Annotated in this window: 14 protein-coding genes, 1 pseudogene and 1 riboswitch; of the genes and pseudogenes, 6 read left to right on the top strand and 9 right to left on the bottom strand. The window is 56.0% G+C overall.

All coding sequences use genetic code 11. The features are described from left to right. Positions 1-14: 14 nt before the first annotated feature. Positions 15-905 carry a maltose ABC transporter permease MalG gene (gene malG, locus H7R58_RS22145; protein ID WP_106928603.1) on the top strand — a complete coding sequence of 297 codons (891 nt, stop codon included), beginning with the start codon at positions 15-17 and terminating at the stop codon, positions 903-905. A gap of 178 nt (positions 906-1,083) precedes the next feature. Here malG and psiE read toward each other — a convergent pair whose 3' ends face one another. Next, entirely contained in the window at positions 1,084-1,494 is a 411-nt protein-coding gene (gene psiE, locus H7R58_RS22150; RefSeq protein ID WP_182929648.1) for a phosphate-starvation-inducible protein PsiE, read from the bottom strand. A 289-nt stretch (positions 1,495-1,783) separates the two neighbouring features. Between psiE and H7R58_RS22155 the strand changes: the two are divergent. Further along, positions 1,784-3,058: pseudogene (locus tag H7R58_RS22155) on the top strand (serine dehydratase subunit alpha family protein); the annotation flags it as partial. A 61-nt stretch (positions 3,059-3,119) separates the two neighbouring features. Here the strand turns inward: H7R58_RS22155 and H7R58_RS22160 are convergent. The 5 genes from H7R58_RS22160 to pgi form a co-directional block, all read right to left on the bottom strand. Beyond that, positions 3,120-5,216 (bottom strand): YjbH domain-containing protein, encoded by a 2,097-nt coding sequence (locus tag H7R58_RS22160; protein ID WP_182929649.1) that lies wholly within the window; start codon positions 5,214-5,216, stop codon positions 3,120-3,122. Then, positions 5,216-5,953, bottom strand: a complete 738-nt coding sequence (locus H7R58_RS22165; RefSeq protein WP_182929650.1) for a capsule biosynthesis GfcC family protein — start codon at positions 5,951-5,953, stop codon at positions 5,216-5,218. The genes H7R58_RS22160 and H7R58_RS22165 overlap by 1 nt, the downstream gene beginning before the upstream one ends. After that, positions 5,950-6,588 carry a YjbF family lipoprotein gene (locus tag H7R58_RS22170; protein ID WP_182929651.1) on the bottom strand — a complete coding sequence of 213 codons (639 nt, stop codon included), beginning with the start codon at positions 6,586-6,588 and terminating at the stop codon, positions 5,950-5,952. Before H7R58_RS22170 ends, H7R58_RS22165 begins: the two co-directional genes overlap by 4 nt. Positions 6,589-6,648: 60 nt before the next feature. After that, the gene (yjbE, locus tag H7R58_RS22175) at positions 6,649-6,900 is read right to left on the bottom strand and encodes an exopolysaccharide production protein YjbE (RefSeq protein WP_035895200.1); all 252 of its coding nucleotides are present in this window, start codon (positions 6,898-6,900) and stop codon (positions 6,649-6,651) included. Between the two features lie 336 nt (positions 6,901-7,236). Then, positions 7,237-8,886, bottom strand: coding sequence for a glucose-6-phosphate isomerase (pgi, locus tag H7R58_RS22180; protein ID WP_182929652.1), 1,650 nt, complete (start codon positions 8,884-8,886; stop codon positions 7,237-7,239). Positions 8,887-9,130: 244 nt separating this feature from the next. Next, positions 9,131-9,328, top strand: a riboswitch (Lysine riboswitch). Positions 9,329-9,421: 93 nt separating this feature from the next. On the opposite strand from pgi, the gene lysC reads away from it, so the two are divergent. Then, positions 9,422-10,774 carry a lysine-sensitive aspartokinase 3 gene (gene lysC, locus H7R58_RS22185; protein ID WP_106928615.1) on the top strand — a complete coding sequence of 451 codons (1,353 nt, stop codon included), beginning with the start codon at positions 9,422-9,424 and terminating at the stop codon, positions 10,772-10,774. Between the two features lie 42 nt (positions 10,775-10,816). Here the strand turns inward: lysC and H7R58_RS22190 are convergent, their stop codons facing one another. Both H7R58_RS22190 and H7R58_RS22195 read right to left on the bottom strand, forming a co-directional pair. Next, a complete protein-coding gene (locus H7R58_RS22190) occupies positions 10,817-11,602 on the bottom strand; it encodes a nucleotidyltransferase domain-containing protein (protein ID WP_182929653.1) in 786 nt (261 codons plus the stop codon). Between the two features lie 5 nt (positions 11,603-11,607). After that, a complete protein-coding gene (locus H7R58_RS22195; RefSeq protein WP_182929654.1) occupies positions 11,608-12,735 on the bottom strand; it encodes a slipin family protein in 1,128 nt (375 codons plus the stop codon). Positions 12,736-13,183: 448 nt separating this feature from the next. On the opposite strand from H7R58_RS22195, the gene rtcR reads away from it, so the two are divergent. The 3 genes from rtcR (at position 13,184) to H7R58_RS22210 (ending at position 16,220) form a co-directional block, all read left to right on the top strand. After that, positions 13,184-14,764 (top strand): RNA repair transcriptional activator RtcR, encoded by a 1,581-nt coding sequence (rtcR, locus tag H7R58_RS22200; protein WP_182929655.1) that lies wholly within the window; start codon positions 13,184-13,186, stop codon positions 14,762-14,764. Positions 14,765-14,875: 111 nt separating this feature from the next. Beyond that, positions 14,876-15,802 carry a ketopantoate/pantoate/pantothenate transporter PanS gene (panS, locus tag H7R58_RS22205; protein WP_182929656.1) on the top strand — a complete coding sequence of 309 codons (927 nt, stop codon included), beginning with the start codon at positions 14,876-14,878 and terminating at the stop codon, positions 15,800-15,802. A 145-nt stretch (positions 15,803-15,947) separates the two neighbouring features. Continuing rightward, the gene (locus H7R58_RS22210; RefSeq protein ID WP_106928625.1) at positions 15,948-16,220 is read left to right on the top strand and encodes a YjbD family protein; all 273 of its coding nucleotides are present in this window, start codon (positions 15,948-15,950) and stop codon (positions 16,218-16,220) included. Here H7R58_RS22210 and rluF read toward each other — a convergent pair. Then, positions 16,217-17,089: a 23S rRNA pseudouridine(2604) synthase RluF gene (gene rluF, locus H7R58_RS22215; protein WP_182929657.1), complete on the bottom strand. Its 873-nt coding sequence runs from the start codon at positions 17,087-17,089 to the stop codon at positions 16,217-16,219. The genes H7R58_RS22210 and rluF overlap by 4 nt on opposite strands. Positions 17,090-17,281 lie beyond the last annotated feature (192 nt).

Consider the following 17,281-nt stretch of genomic DNA (forward strand, 5'->3'; position numbering starts at 1 on the left):
GGGAGACAACGAACATGGCTATGGTACAACCCAAATCTCAGAAACTGCGTCTCTTTACCACGCACCTGCTGCTGCTGATTTTCATCGCGGCGATTATGTTCCCGCTGCTGATGGTTATTGCTATCTCGCTGCGCGAAGGGAACTTCGCCACCGGCAGCCTGATCCCGGAAAAAATCTCCTGGGAGCACTGGAAGCTGGCGCTGGGCTTCAGCGTTGAGCACGCCGACGGTCGCGTCACGCCGCCACCGTTCCCGGTGCTGCTGTGGCTGTGGAACTCGGTGAAAATCGCCGGCATCACCGCCATCGGTATCGTGACGCTGTCCACGACCTGCGCCTACGCCTTTGCCCGTATGCGCTTCCCGGGCAAAGCGACGCTGCTGAAAGGCATGCTGATTTTCCAGATGTTCCCGGCGGTGCTGTCGCTGGTTGCCCTGTACGCGTTGTTTGACCGTCTGGGTCAGTACATTCCGTTTATCGGTCTGAACACCCACGGTGGCGTGATCTTCGCCTACCTCGGCGGTATTGCGCTGCACGTGTGGACGATTAAAGGCTATTTCGAAACGATCGACAGTTCGCTGGAAGAAGCAGCCTCACTGGACGGCGCGACGCCGTGGCAGGCTTTCCGCCTGGTACTGCTGCCGCTCTCCGTACCTATTCTGGCGGTGGTGTTTATCCTGTCGTTTATCGCCGCCATTACCGAAGTACCGGTTGCATCGCTCTTGCTGCGTGATGTGAACAGCTACACCCTGGCCGTGGGTATGCAGCAATACCTCAACCCACAAAACTATCTGTGGGGCGACTTTGCCGCAGCGGCTGTCCTTTCCGCCATCCCTATTACCGTCGTCTTCCTGCTCGCGCAGCGTTGGCTGGTAAACGGCCTCACGGCCGGCGGCGTGAAGGGCTAAGTTTCATCGTTAATGCCACTGTTATCATCCTCAACTTGTACGAACCCTAACTTGTGACTGTTTGGCGCTCTTCGGAGCGCCTCTTTTTTTGCCTGTCTATCGGAAGCTGGTCGGATACTTCAACGCCCCCGTCCGGCAACCTGCGCGATATTGCCCTATGGCGCTGCGCTTATCAGGCCTACTCGCGTTTGAGGCGCTTCGAGTTACACAACCACAGCGTAATCACCAGCAGCAGAATGGCGGCAGAATAAATCAGCACATCCAGCGGAGACTTATGGTCGACGATAATCAGCCGCACAATCGCGGTGATGCCAATATAGACAAAATAGCGCAGGGGAAAATGGAAGCCTGACTGAAAGTACTTCACAATCAGCGCGATAAATTCGAAATAGAGGAAGTAGACCACCAGCCCCTCCACCAGTTCGTACTTGCTGGTGCGCTCCGGCGCAAACAGTACATCGGCCAGATGTACCGTCTCTTTACCAAGAAAAACAATCAGGATCAGGCCCAGGCTGAGCAAGCCCAGGTTCAGGACGGTCTGCAAAATTGTGGAGATAAACTCTACGCGTGGGCGAGTCAGTGACATCATAGCAAGCACCTCTTTCGCTGGGCCGAGATCTTTGTATAGCGCAAAAGTGTGATCCAGATCTAGTTTTTCTGGTCAACTTTTCACCGCCATGCGGCCCGTCGTATCCGGTTATTCAAGCCCGGATCGGGTATCTGAGGCGGTACCTTGGTGCATTTTTGCGTGATAAACGGCTTAAAGAGAATAATTTTCTTTATATTGCCTCTGGCAAGGAAAAATAGAGTAAGTTTTTCCTCATAAAAGCACCTAAATTAACCTTATAAATAACAGGTTTATTTGGGGGCATCACCGCATGCGTTACGTCTCTCCTTCCCTTTTTATCCAGTGGCTCAAGCAAGAAGTTACGCCTGCATTAGGCTGCACCGAACCGGTGGCTATCGCATTTACCGCAGCCTATGCCGCCCGCTATCTGCCCGGCCCCTGCGAGCGCATCAGCGGATTTATTTCCGCCAATCTGTATAAAAACGCCATGGGCGTCACCATTCCTGGCACGACCGTTTCGGGCGTAAGCCTGGCCGCCGCCATTGGCGCCTTTGGCGGTCATGCTGATAAAGGCTTACGTGCGCTGGAAGGGATTACCGAGCACCACGTTGAATTAGCCAACGCGTTAATCAACACAGGCAACGTCACGATTAACGTGGAGGACACGTCCGATTTTATTCACCTCGACCTGACGCTGCTCGCCGCCGGGCAGTCCTGCCGCGTGGTGGTCAAAGGCACCCACACGAACGTGGTGGCGCTCTATCTGAACGATGAACCGCTGGCGCTGGAACAGCCTGACGGGAAGGCCGCGAACCCTCACGCGCTGCCAACCTTCAGCCTGCGGGACGCGTTCGATTTTATTACCGCAGCACCCGCGGAAGAGATCGCGTTTATCCTCGAAGCAGGCCGCCTGAACTCGGCGCTGTCGCAGGAAGGTAAACGCAAAAAATACGGTCTGAATATTAACGGCGCTTTCGCCGATGCGGTGAATAAAGGGCTGATGAGCAACGATCTGATGAGCAAAGTGATCATTGATACCGTTGCCGCCTCCGATGCCCGCATGGGCGGCGCACCGGTCATTGCGATGTCTAACTTCGGCTCCGGCAACCAGGGGATAACCGCGACGATGCCAGTCGTGACCGTCGCAAACCATCTCAATGCCGATGAAGACACTCTGGCGCGCGCGCTGGCCCTATCGCACCTGACGGCCATCTCCATCCACTCGCGCTATACCCGTCTGTCCGCGCTTTGCGCCGCCTCGACGGCGGCCATGGGCTCGGCGGCAGGCATGGCCTGGCTGTTCACCCGCGATCCCGATGTCATCAACGCCGCGATTACCAACATGGTTAGCGACATTACCGGCATGATTTGCGACGGCGCGTCTAATAGCTGTGCGATGAAAGTGTCTTCGGTGGTTTCCAGCGCCTTCAAAGCGGTGCTGATGGCAATGCAGAACAGCTGCGCCAGCGCTAACGACGGCATTGTATGCCGCGACGTAGAGCAAACCATCAATAATTTGTGCCGGCTGGTGGTTCACCCGATGACGCATACCGACAAAGAGATTATCAGCATTATGGTGGACAAGTCGTTTCCACGCGACGCCGTGCTCGTCGACAGCGTCGCGCATTGGACCCACGAGGCAGTCGTCAGCGGAAGTTCTGGCTCTTATCGCCGGTCATGTTGTACAGCTCGAACTGACGTCCCAGCATCTGACCACCGTCGCGCGTCAGCGGCGTCCAGCCAACGACCGCACGGCTGCGGGTTGGGCCGGAGGTGAAGAGATCCATCGGGATATTCACATAGACCCCTTTGGTGAACTGCCCTTCGCCATACTCATCCGCAGAGACGTTGGTAATGGTGGCGTATGCGCCAACCACAATGCCGCTGTCGAAGTGTTTCGAGATATCCAGCGTGCCGCCTTTATCTCCCGCCAGATACTGCCCGACGCTGGCTTTCACCAGCACATCCTGAGCAAACGACGGCGTCCAGTAGGCGGTCAGGTGCCCGGTCTTCACGCTGTAGTCGGTAAACTTCATCATGTCCTGCGCGCTGCGCCAGTCACGCTGCTTCACGTAGTTGGCGTTCAGGCCAAAGGCCCAGTTGCTGTCCACCGGACGATAGAGCACTTCCGCCCCCGCGCCGCCGTACATGGTTTCCAGATAGCCGCCGTAGACCTGGCCGTAGAAATCATTGCCCAGAGACTGGAAGTAGTTGGCCTGCAGGTTATTCACGTAGACATCGTTTTCCACGTATTCGCGGATGTGCGTACGCACGCGCGGCAGCGCCGAATCCTTCGGCGGGTTGGTGTAATTAAACTTGCCGTAGTTATTGGCGAGGTTAGCGAACAGGCTACCGCTGGTCAGCAGGTGGTCAGTCACCCACCAGTCAGCCGAGCCCATGACGCCGACCTGGTACATATAGAAACTTTCCGGCCCGCCGATCGACTGGCTCAGCACCGGATCGATATGGAAATCAAAGCGCGATTTGTCGATATACCAGCCCTGCTCGGTTTTATCCGGCACGATCGGCGCGACGCGTTTTTGCACCAGCGGCGTCTCCTGCCCCAGCGGCTCCCCGGCGAGATGCCGTTGCAGGCTTGCTACATCGGTTTCCGTGGTCACTTCCGGCAGATTCAGCCGCGTCTCGGTAATGCGGATCGTGCGGATCCCTTCCGGAAGATCGTTGGCGATGATCCGATTGGCGCGTTCGATCCCTTCCCGCGAATCACGATACTTCACCTGCTCACCGGTGACGTACAGCGTGTCGCCCTGCACCTGAATTTTCGGCGCCGCAAAGCCCGCGTTGTACTTAAGCTGGGTCAACTGGTTTGCCACTACCGAATGCTGGAGGATAGGGTCCTGCGGCTGAGGTCGATAGGTCGGGCGCGCGTTGTCGTTATAGGACGGACGCAGATCGTTAAAGTTGGTGCGCAGGGTAAAGCCGAACATCACCGTATTGCCACGTTCGTAGCTGAGGTTCACATCGGCCCAGTCGGCAACACGATAAATAGCGCCGACGTTAATTTTGCTCTTTTGATCGAGCTTGCCAGCAAAGTCCTGCTGGTAGTTGTTGCCTTCATACTCCAGCTTCAGGCGCAGCGGCTGCCACGGCGTCTGGTACTCAATACCGCCAAAGTAAGCCGCCGGGCCATGGAGCATCTGGCTGCCATCAACCGAGCCCGCTTTACGATAGCGATTATCGCGGTAGCAGTATTTGTCGCTGTAGGAGCAGAACGGGTTGGTGGCGTTACCGCTGGTGCCGAGATAGCCCCAGCCTAAGCCGAGAGTAAAGTCGAACGGCCCCCAGGCTTTGCTGGCAACAATATATTCCGAGTCAAACAGGCCGGTACCGCCAATGTCGCGCGCGCCGACCGCCACCTGCGGCATCCAGTAGCTCTCTTCCCACAGGCGCAGCTTCACGTCGAAGGCTTTATCTTTGTAGGTTTGCGAGCCGGAGAAGGCATCCACGCTGCTGTAGTCTTTGGTGCGCACATCGGTATAGCGCAGCGTGGTTTCCAGCCACGGGAAAAGCTGGGCAGAGGCGGAGTAATAGCGGTACTGATCGTTATCGCGATAGTTCAGGCTGAACTCGCCGTCGCGCGCCATGCGTGCCGTTGGGGTTTGCAGCAGGCCTACGCCGCCAAAGTCTGACTGCGAGGGGCCGATAGGGGCGGGAAACGTTTCCGCATGGCACGCCGCGCTAACCGACAGGGCCAGCAGGCTGTAAAGACAGGCTTTTTTCATTATTCAGGTCTCCGCTGCGACAGGGAGCGAAGGATTTCAGCGTTCAGCGCTTCGTATTTTTTCGTCCACAGTGAGTCGGCAAAGCCGACAAACAGAATGCTGCCGGGCATCGGTTCAACGTGCCGCTTATTCCAGTACGCCACCGGCGCTTTTTGCGTGCGCCCGTCCGGGTAAATCACCCAGGCGTAGCTGCGATCCGCGCCGCTGAGCAGGCTGATATCATCGAGATAGCTGGCCGCGTCGCGTCCCGGCGTGAAAGGGATTTTTCCCGGTTTATCCACCAGACCAACCAACGTGATGGTGGAAGGTTCACGCCCCAGCCACAGGGTGTAATGGCCTTCGAGCGGCGGGTTATTTTTGCTGCGGACCCGCACGGTGTCAGGGTCCAGCGGCACCAATAAGCGCCCGGTCACCGGGATGGCCTGCAGTTGGTTGCGCAGGGCATTTATCGCCCCCGCCTCGCTGCCGCCCTCATCCGCCGCAAGCGCGGCCAGTTCTGCCAGCAGCGCCTGATGTTCACGCTCGGCTTGAGCGGCGGCCAGCGGAGAGGTGATCGCCGCGCCGGGCCACCAGCTTCCCGCCAGCCTCGGTTGCCCGACCAGGTCGGCCAGTCGTTCGGCGTGGGTTAAAGTCAGCGGCTTTTCAACGCCCGCCATATGAACCTCGACGGTACCTGCCGCCTGGGCGGCAAAGGAGATAGCGCTTAGCATGGCGGCGATAATTAACGGTTTTTTCATGATTTCGCCGCCTTGATAAGCATGGTTTTTACCGGGAAGGTTCCTGCGCCGAGATATTGTTCTGACTGGCGAATTTGCCCTTCGCTGTCGACCCAGTAGCGGTTGCGCCAGCTCGCTTCAGAGGTAGTCACCTCCTCTTCCAGCACACGTACGGCGGTGTCCTGGCCTGACAGGGTCAGCGTATCGTTGCCGTCCCAGTGGAAGGTGGACGTGGCGGTGGCATAGCGCACCTGCTGATGCTCGGTCCAGCCCATGGTCCGCGTCCAGCGCGCGCCGTCGGTTATCTGGTTCGCGCGGGCCAGCGGGTCGTTGTCGAGATTATTCATCGTGAGCAGGTTGTCGCCCGCCAGCTTGGTTTTTACCAGGCGTCCATGCTGTGTCACCAGCATTGCCCGGTCCTGCGTCAGCCATTTCTGCTGACCTTCTTCGGAATACGCCAGCACCACGAAGATCTGCGGTCCGCCGTTAAGCTGCATATATTGGCTGGCGTATGGCATGGTCTGGATTTCGTCGTCGGTAAGCTGTACGCCCGACTCACCAGATACGCTTTGCCAAAGCGATTTCCCCAGTCCCTTGGTGCTGGGTGAACACGCCTGAAGCAACAGGCAAATAAGGGGAATAACAAGTCGCTTCACGACGCTTCTCCAGGGGCAAAATAACCACACCGAAGTGTGGTTAGGATTAACGTACCGTTTTTATTGAGTACGGGTGGTCGTTGTCGTACTGGTCGTGGTGGTGGTCCCGGTGTTGGAACCATCGCCGCCAGCCGCTGCCAGCGCCATACCGACCGCAGAACCTACGGTGCTGGCGCTGGTGGCGGTTGAACTCCCGGCCGACACTGACGTTGCTGCTGCACCAGCTGCTTCACCTGTTTCAATCGGTGCCGCGCTGGCGCTTGCCGCAGCAAACGCCGATATGGCAAAAATGCCATAGAGGATTTTCTTCATACGTATTCCCTTCATTAGATGAATGGATATGTACCTGAGAATATTCAGGCGTCATCGAGTATACACAACCAAATGAACGGAATTCGGTGATGGGAAATAAGGGGAGGTTTTTTCGGAAAATATGAAAATGAAAGATAAGAAAATAAAATATCAATAAATAACAGCGTGTTATCTATTAATTTAAGAATGGCAATATACGGTTAATCCGAAACATACATCTGGGATAGGTGATATTTAGGATTATGCTCAATATCAATATAATTCAGAAAATGAGGATATACGGAATTATCTGACAAAAAAATGCCGGCATTACGCCGGCATTGAGAATATATAACCTTACGCGCGCCAGGATTTATAACGGTTGATCAGACCGTTGGTGGAGCTATCGTGGCTGTCGATGGCGTTATCATCGTTCAGCTCCGGCAGGATGCGGTTAGCCAGCTGTTTACCCAGCTCTACGCCCCATTGGTCGAAGGTGAAGATGTTCAGGATAGCGCCCTGGGTGAAGATTTTGTGCTCGTACAGGGCAATCAGCGCACCCAGGCTGTACGGGGTAATTTCGCGCAGCAGGATGGAGTTGGTTGGACGGTTGCCTTCGAACACTTTGAACGGTACCACGTAGTCCAGGGTTGCTGGGTCTTTACCCTGGTCACGGTATTCCTGCTCAACCACTTCGCGAGATTTACCAAACGCCAGCGCTTCGGTCTGGGCAAAGAAGTTAGACAGCAGCTTCGGATGGTGGTCAGTCAGCGGGTTGTGGCTGATGGCCGGGGCGATGAAATCGCACGGAACGATTTTGGTCCCCTGGTGAATCAGCTGATAGAACGCGTGCTGGCCGTTGGTGCCCGGCTCACCCCAGATGATTGGGCCAGTCTGGTGTTCAACCTTGTTGCCGTTACGGTCAACGTACTTGCCGTTGGACTCCATGTTGCCCTGCTGGAAGTACGCGGCAAAGCGATGCATGTACTGGTCGTACGGCAGAATCGCTTCAGTTTCGGTACCGTAAAAATTGTTGTACCAGATGCCGATCAGCGCCAACAGTACCGGCAGGTTTTTCTCCGCCGGCGTGGTGGAGAAGTGCTTGTCCATCGCGTGCGCGCCGGAGAGCAGCTCAACGAAGTTGTCGTAACCCACGGACAGAATGATAGACAGACCAATCGCGGACCACAGAGAGTAGCGGCCGCCAACCCAGTCCCAGAACTCGAACATGTTGGCCGTATCGATACCGAATTCAGACACCGCTTTACCGTTGGTAGACAGCGCGGCGAAGTGTTTTGCCACGTGCTTCTGGTCGCCTGCGCTTGCCAGGAACCAGTCGCGCGCGCTGTGGGCGTTGGTCATGGTTTCCTGAGTGGTGAAGGTTTTAGACGCCACCAGGAACAGCGTGGTTTCCGGGTTCAGGTTTTTCAGCGCTTCGGCGATGTGGGTGCCATCGACGTTAGAAACGAAGTGCATGTTCAGGTGATTTTTGTACGGGCGCAGCGCTTCCGTCACCATGAAGGGGCCGAGGTCGGAGCCGCCGATACCGATGTTCACCACGTCAGTGATGGATTTGCCGGTGTAGCCTTTCCACTGACCGGAGATGATCGCTTCAGAGAAAGCTTTCATCTTCTCCAGCACGGCGTTCACTTCCGGCATCACGTCTTTGCCGTCAACGATAATCGGGGTATTGCTACGGTTACGCAGCGCCACGTGCAGCACGGCACGGTCTTCGGTGCGGTTGATCTTTTCGCCAGAGAACATGGACTTGATGGCACCGCTCAGATCGGTCTCTTTGGCCAGATCCAGCAGCTTAGCCAGGGTCTCTTCGGTGATGCGGTTTTTGGAGAAATCGACCAGCATCTGATCGTCGAAGGTGGCGGAAAACTTGCTGAAACGGTCGCCATCTTCGGCGAACAGTTGCGCAATGGTAACGTCCTTCATTTCATCGAAGTGTTTCTGTAGTGCCTGCCACGCAGCGGTCTGCGTTGGGTTAATGTTTTTCATTAGCAATACCCTTCTGATTTAAAAATCGTAACTGTCCTCGATTGTAGCGCCTGTCACAAAAAATTGTGATGGTTTTAATGTCATCCCCCTAAGGGATGAGAAAATTGCGCATAAAACAGACAAAAGTATAGCCTTCATAAGCCGCATTACTGTGGGGCTATGGCGCATGAAAAATCCGCATAACCCCAGCGTTGACAAGCGACCCGCTAACCCTTTATTTATAAATGTACTACCTGCGCATGCGCAGGCCAGAAGAGGCGCGTTGCCCAGGTATACGGTGTTGGAGGAACCCATCCTGTGAAAACACCTGAAGGGGAGCAACGCCGAGATGGCTGAACAACAGGTTACGTTCAACATCGGCTACAGGGGCTGAATCCCCTGGGTTGTCACCAGAAGCGTTCGCAGTCGGGCGTTTCGCAAGTGGTGGAGCACTTCTGGGTGAAATCGTAGTTGTTTATCGCTCTGCGCCCACCCGTCTTTCGCTCTTCCCTTGTGCCAAGGCTGAATAATAAAAATCCCCTGACACGAGGTTCATATGACAGCAGCAGTAGTCGTCGCCAAGTTTGGCGGTACCAGCGTAGCCGATTTTGACGCTATGAATCGTAGCGCCGATGTGGTGCTTTCCGACGCCAACGTGCGTCTCGTCGTGCTGTCTGCCTCCGCAGGCGTCACCAACCTGCTGGTTGCGCTGGCCGAAGGGCTGGAGCCAGCCGAACGCGTGGCTAAGCTGGACGCCATTCGCGCCATTCAGTACGCCGTGCTGGAACGGCTGGCAAACCCTGCCGTCATTCGCGATGAAATTGAACGCCTGCTGGAAAATCTCGCGACGCTGGCGGAAGCCGCCTGCGCAGAAACGTCTACCGCGCTGACCGACGAACTGGTGAGCCACGGCGAGCTGATGTCGACCTTATTATTCGTTGAAATTCTGCGTGAACGTCAGGTTCAGGCGCAGTGGTTCGACGTGCGTAAAGTCATGCGCACCAGCGACCGCTTTGGCCGCGCCGAGCCGGACGTGGCCGCGCTGGCCGAACTGGCCGCGCAGCAGTTAGCGCCACGTCTTGAAGAAGGCCTGGTGATCACTCAGGGCTTTATCGGCAGCGAAAGCAAGGGTCGTACCACCACGCTGGGCCGCGGCGGCAGCGATTACACCGCCGCCCTGCTTGGCGAAGCGCTGCACGCCACCCGCGTCGATATCTGGACCGATGTTCCCGGTATCTACACCACCGATCCGCGCGTGGTGCCTGCGGCGAAACGTATTGATGAAATTGCCTTTGAAGAGGCCGCCGAGCTGGCGACCTTCGGCGCGAAGGTTCTGCATCCGGCCACGTTGCTGCCAGCCGTACGCAGCGACATTCCTGTGTTTGTCGGCTCCAGTAAAGATCCCAAAGCGGGCGGCACGCTGGTGTGCAACGAAACCGCCAATCCGCCGCTGTTCCGCGCGCTGGCGCTGCGCCGTAAGCAAACGCTGCTGACGCTGCACAGCCTCAACATGCTGCACTCACGCGGCTTCCTCGCGGAGGTATTCGGCATCCTCGCACGCCATAATATTTCGGTGGATCTGATCACCACCTCAGAGGTCAGCGTCGCGCTGACGCTCGACACGACCGGCTCAACGTCAACCGGCGACACCCTGCTGACGCAGTCGCTGCTGATGGAACTGTCGGCGCTGTGCCGTGTGGAAGTCGAAGAAGGCCTGGCGCTGGTGGCGTTGATTGGCAACGACCTGTCCAAAGCCTGCGGCGTGGGTAAAGAGGTGTTCGGCGTACTGGAGCCGTTCAACATTCGAATGATTTGCTACGGCGCGTCCAGCCATAACCTGTGCTTCCTGGTGCCGGGTGCGGAAGCCGAGCAGGTGGTACAGAAGCTGCACCATAATTTGTTTGAGTGAGTAGACGTCAACGCCCGATGGTTCTTAGGCCATCGGGCATTTTCAGCGCATCACCGTATCATATAACAGTCTGTCCAGCGCCCGGACATCCCCTTCCCGGCTGTCTGGTAAGGTCGGTGGGATTTCTCCTCTCTCCAGTTCGCCGCGGATAAACGCATGTAACAATGGACAACGCGGACCATACTCAGCCTCACCTGACCGCTGTTTGCGCGCCAGCAATTCGTCGATTTCCTGACGCAATGGCGCATCCAGTTCACTTCCCGCCAGCAGCTCGGCAAAACGCATCGGCGGTACGCCCTTGCCTGCTTCCACCCAACGTACAGCCAGCAGCGGCCGAATGACGTAGAAGTACTTCTTCAATCGCACGTCGTCACCTTGCAGATAGCCACGGAAGTTTTTCCGCGCCATCGAGTAGTAGTGCCAGCGGGCACGTAGCGGAGAAAACCATTTGGGCACCAACGCTTTCAGCGCCGAAATGGTCACTTCATCCTGCTGATAGACCACCGGCGAATCCAGCCACTCGATAAGCGTCGGGTTTGCGCCTTTGAGTAACCCCAGCGCCTTGCGCCATTCCCAGCCGCACACGTCCAGCTCATCATCTATCGGCAGCTCGATAACATCGCGTGGCGCTTCGACCCGCAGATACCATTCAGGGGGATGAACATAGAGAAATCGCACGTCGTAATCGCTGTCCGGCGAAGCAAATCCCCAGCCACGGCTGCCGGACTCACAGGCATACAGCACCCTGACGCCATAGCGCTGCTCAACCTCTTTTAGCTGGCGCAATACCCGTTCGCGCATTGCGCCGTCCACTGTGTTGTCGCTCATTATTCTTATCCTTTTATGTTCACAAGACCGTGCAGCACCTGATCCAGGCCCCCGAACACCGAGATTTTATCGATGCGCTCAGCAACTCTTTCGAGGGTTTCCAGTTCTTTTAAGCGCAGCGCTACCGGGTTGTTTTCCATCACTTTTGCCGTATTTAACAGCGATCGCGTGGCGGCAGTCTCTTCACGACGTCGGATCACGTTGGCCTGGGCGGATTTTTCCGCTTCAACCAGTTGCGATAAAATAGCCTTCATATCGCCGGGCAGGACAATATCCTTCACCCCCAGTGAAGCCACCTCAATACCAAACGGCGTCATACGGGCTTTCACCTGCGCGCTCACCACTTCATCGATCACCTGCTTATCTTCCAGCAATTCGTCCAGCGTGCGCGTTCCCACCGCTTCACGCAGCGCAAACTGCAACTCTCGGTAAAGGTGATCCAGTGGTTTCGTCAGTTGACCAAATGCCAGCAGCACATCGCGATAACGCCAGTTCGCCGCCAGGTTTAAACGCAGGTTGACCTTATCTTTGGTCAGGATCTCCTGACCGCCAACCTCCAGCACCTGCAAACGGGTATCCACCACTTCCGCTTCAATCAGATGGTTTACCTTCCAGTATGCGGTTAGCCCCGGCGGCAACAGCGCCTGGGTTTCGCCATCAATTTTCAGTACACCGACGTGCCACGCCGGGATCTGCACCGTTAAGATAGCTTCGCGACCTTTCACCGCACCGCTGCGACGGGGCTGTAACACCGCGTTCATCACGTCAACAGGAACCAAAACCTGACGTGTATCCATCCGTACCAGCTTCAGCGCTTCATCGGCCTGCCAGTACAGACGGCGCGTTGCCGGTGGCAAAATTTCCTGCAAGACGCCGTTCACATACAGCGCACCTGCTTCAGTATCGGTTAAATCAGCTACCACACAGTACTGCTCCACCCATGTAGGCTGGAAGCGACGTAAATACTCCGCGAGCGCTTCCGGAATTTCGCTGCCATCGGTATTGATTACCAGAACGTCCGGAGTGTTAAACCATGGCAAACGGTGTTCACCTGCATCCAGTACCTGATAGTAATCACCCTGTCGGGATAACAGGCCAAGCTGGCCTTTACGAATAGTGATTTTTTTCATCATTTTTTATTCCTTATTGTGAGTCAGGCGCGGGTGCAGGGGCGAAGCGACAGGGGAATTCCCTTTTGCCTGTCACACGGCATCATTACCGGCAGCCTGTTCTGGAGCGTGCTAACTGCACATCACTCCGCTTTATTTCTATGATTAACAACCCGTTTTCATTCGGGGATGAAATTGGGAATCGAACCCACTGTGTGTCATCGGCTGACGGAACGCGCCCGGAAAACAGCCTGTACCGTTCCTGACGTGCCGGCGGGGTTTAACCCCCTGCGCTTTCAGCGTGATTGACGTAAGAGTTATTGCCAGAAGCGTGCCAGGAATTAAAACAGGCATATTTAATTTTTAATTAATTGATTTTTATAATTTTAATTATTAACGCCAATAATGGCGGTTGTCTCGACGGGTTAATTTTTTTATCTTTTATTCTCTTATTTATCTTTTTGGATAAACCATGAAGAAGCGACGGGTAGTGATTGGCGTATTGGGAACGGTGCTCGATAAGCGCGGCAAGCGGGCCAATCGGTTTAAGAAGTGGCGACCCACGGTTGGGCTATGCCAACAACCCGATTTCCCTGTCGACAGGCTGGAACTCCTCCACCAGCCACGCGATGAGAGCATGGCGCAACGGTTGATTGAAGACGTCGCGCTGCTTTCGCCGCACACCCAGGTTCGCCCGCATGCCGTCACCATTAACGATCCGTGGGACTTTGAAGAGGTCTACGCCGCGTTTCTCGACTTTGCCACGCATTATGAATTTGATACGGAAAACGAAGAGTATCTGGTGCACATCACCACCGGCACTCACGTGGCACAAATCTGCTGGTTTTTGCTGACGGAAGCGCGCTACCTGCCCGCCAGCCTGCTGCAAACCGGCCCGGCGCCACGCGGTTCATCCGATGAGGCCGTCGCCGCTGGCGTCTGCTCGGTTATCGATCTCGATTTAAGCCGCTACGCCACGCTCACCAGTCGTTTTCAGCGCGAACAGCAGCAGTCGGTCTCTTTTCTGAAAGCCGGGATTGATACGCACAACGCCACCTTCAATAAACTGATCGATCGCATTGAGCGGGTCGCTCTGCGTTCGACCGACCCGATCCTGCTCACCGGCCCTACCGGCGCGGGCAAATCCTTCCTCGCGAAACGCATTTTCCAGCTACGCCAGTCGCGGCATCTGGTAGCGGGAAAACTGGTGGCGGTTAACTGCGCGACCCTGCGCGGCGACAATGCGATGTCCACGCTGTTCGGTCACGTGAAGGGAGCCTTTACCGGTGCGCTCACGGCGCGTAGCGGATTACTGCGAGAGGCCAATGGCGGCGTGCTGTTTCTCGATGAGATCGCCGAATTAGGGCTGGATGAGCAGGCCATGCTACTCAAAGCAATTGAAGAAAAAACCTTTTTCCCGTTTGGGTCAGACAAAGAAGTACGCAGCGATTTTCAGCTGATTGCCGGCACCCATCGCGACATGCGGCAATGGGTCGCTGAAGGCCGTTTTCGCGAGGATCTCTACGCGCGTATCAACATGTGGTGCTTCGCCCTGCCCGGTCTGGCGCAGCGGCGGGAAGATATCGCGCCGAACGTCGAGTATGAGCTGCAACGTTTCTCCAGCAGCAAACAGACGCAAATCCGTTTCGATAAAGAAGCCCGCGCTTCCTATCTGGCATTTGCCTGCTCCCCACAGGCGCAATGGCGCGGCAACTTTCGCGAGCTAAGTTCATCCATCGCGCGCATGGCGACGCTTGCCGAACAAGGTCGCATCACCTTATCCCTTGTCGAAGAAGAGATTGCGCTGCTAAAGGAGAGTTGGCAGATAGCCACTCCGCAGCCTGAACTGAATATGGACATTGACCTGTTCGATCGCCGCCAGTTAGAAACGGTACTGGAAGTGTGCCGCCGCTGCGCGTCGCTGTCGGAAGCCGGACGCGAACTGTTTGCCGTCTCGCGGCAGAAAAAAGCCAATCCCAACGATGCAGACCGCCTGCGCAAATATCTCGCTCGTTTCGGGCTAAGCTGGGAAAATCTCCGCAGCGCAACATGAACATAATTTGTTTGAATAATATCCCATCACGCGATAAACAATAACTATAGCCGGGCTCGAACCCGGCTTTTTTATAACAACACAACATCTTTAAATCGCAAGGAATACAACATGCTCGCCGTTCTCACCCGGCTGTTCCCGCTTTGGGCGCTGCTGCTCTCCGTTATCGCTTATTTCACCCCCACGACCTTCACGCCGATTGGCCCGCTGGTCCCCTCGCTGCTGATGCTGATTATGTTCGGCATGGGCGTGCACCTGAAGATTGACGATTTCAAACGTGTGTTATCGCGCCCGGCGCCGGTGGCTGCGGGGATATTTCTGCATTACCTGGTGATGCCGCTTGCCGCCTGGCTGCTGGCGCTGATTTTCCATATGCCGCCGGAGCTTTCTGCCGGGATGGTGCTGGTCGGCAGCGTCGCCAGCGGCACGGCATCTAACGTGATGATCTATCTGGCGAAAGGTGACGTGGCGTTGTCCGTTACCATCTCGTCGGTCTCCACGCTGGTCGGCGTGATCGCGACGCCGCTGCTGACGCGCCTGTACGTTGATGCGCATATTCAGGTCGACGTGATGGGAATGCTGTTGAGTATATTGCAGATTGTGGTCATTCCGATTGCGCTGGGCCTGGTCATTCACCATCTGTTCCCCCGCGTGGTTAAAGCGGTCGAGCCTTTCCTGCCCGCCTTTTCCATGGTGTGCATTCTGGCCATCATCAGCGCCGTGGTAGCCGGTTCTGCTGCGCATATCGCATCGGTAGGGTTTGTGGTGATTATCGCGGTCATTCTGCATAACACAATCGGTCTGCTCGGCGGCTATTGGGGCGGACGGCTGTTCGGCTTTGATGAGTCGACCTGCCGCACGCTGGCGATTGAAGTCGGCATGCAAAACTCTGGCCTCGCGACAGCGCTGGGTAAAATCTACTTCGGCCCGCTGGCCGCACTGCCTGGCGCGCTGTTCTCAGTGTGGCATAACCTGTCGGGATCGCTGCTGGCGGGATACTGGTCAGGAAAGCCAATCGAAGATAAAAAAGACAAATAACGCTCGAGAGTCGGCCCGATAAGCGGAGCGCCATCGGGCTAAATAACGCACCTTGCCGGATGGCGGCGTCAACGCCTTATCCGGCCTACAAAGATTTGCCCCTTTGCCGTACACTGGGTTAACTATCCGATTGAGGGCACTCCCTATGGCACTCCCCCGCATTACGCAAAAAGAGATGACCGAGCGCGAACAGCGCGAGCTGAAAACCCTGCTCGACCGCGCGCGCATCGCACATGGCCGCCCGTTGACGAACGCGGAAACTAACGGCGTGAAAAAGGAGTACATCGATAAGCTGATGGTACAGCGCGAAGCGGAAGCGAAAAAAGCCCGCCAGTTAAAGAAACAGCAGGCTTATAAACCGGATACCGAGAGTTCATTTTCCTGGTCGGCGAACACGCCGACACGCGGCAGGCGTTAACGCCCTTTCTTTTTCCGCCCCGGTGCGGTGAAACGTTTACCGTTGCCCGCCGGGCGCGCCGGTTTCTCGCTGGTTTTTTCCATCTTCACCACCGGGCGTTTGATCCCCGCGGTTTTCGGCTTGGCCTTGGCTTTTGGTTTCGCCTCGGAAGAGGAGTTCTCAATCAGCTTAAACAGGTCAATCAGCTCATCGTCCGTCAGATCGCGCCACTCGCCCAGCGGGATACCCGTGAGGCTCACGTTCATAATGCGCGTACGCTCAAGCTTCGTGACTTCATAGCCAAAGTGTTCACACATGCGGCGAATCTGGCGATTCAGCCCCTGCACGAGGGTAATACGGAAGACAAACGGCGCTTCTTTCTTCACTTTGCACTTTTTGGTCACGGTGCCGAGAATCGGTACGCCCGCGCCCATGCCGCGAATAAACTCATCGGTGACCGGCTTATCAACCGTGACCAGATACTCTTTTTCGTGGTCGTTGCCGGCGCGCAGAATCTTATTCACCAGATCGCCGTGGTTGGTGAGAAAAATCAGCCCCTGGGAGTCTTTGTCCAGACGGCCTATCGGGAAGACGCGTTTGCTGTGGTTAACAAAATCCACAATGTTATCGCGCTCGCCGTCTTCGGTCGTGCTGACGATGCCGACAGGTTTATTCAGCGCAATCAGCACTAAATCATCCGCTTCACGCGGCTCAATCAACCGACCGTTGACCTTCACAACGTCGCCCGGCATAACCTGGTCGCCAATGGTGGCGCGTTTACCGTTGATAAAGACGTTGCCCTGTTCGATAAAGCGATCCGCTTCGCGACGCGAACAGATACCGCTTTCGCTGATGTATTTATTTAATCGGGTTGATGAGTCTGGCAGCATAAATTCTCCTTTGGCAGCGGAATATACCTTACCTTACGGGTGAGAAAAAATAGTCCGTCGCAAATCGTTGTACATATCACGCCAGATTTGCACAAACGTGCAATTACCCAACCGAGAATATCGAGCAAATACGCTTGAACTCCTTATACAGCGGCGCTATACCAGATCCATACCCTGACCACGACGTTTTGC

The organism is Klebsiella sp. WP4-W18-ESBL-05, from assembly GCF_014169075.1.
Classification (GTDB): Bacteria; Pseudomonadota; Gammaproteobacteria; order Enterobacterales; family Enterobacteriaceae; genus Kluyvera; species Kluyvera ascorbata_B.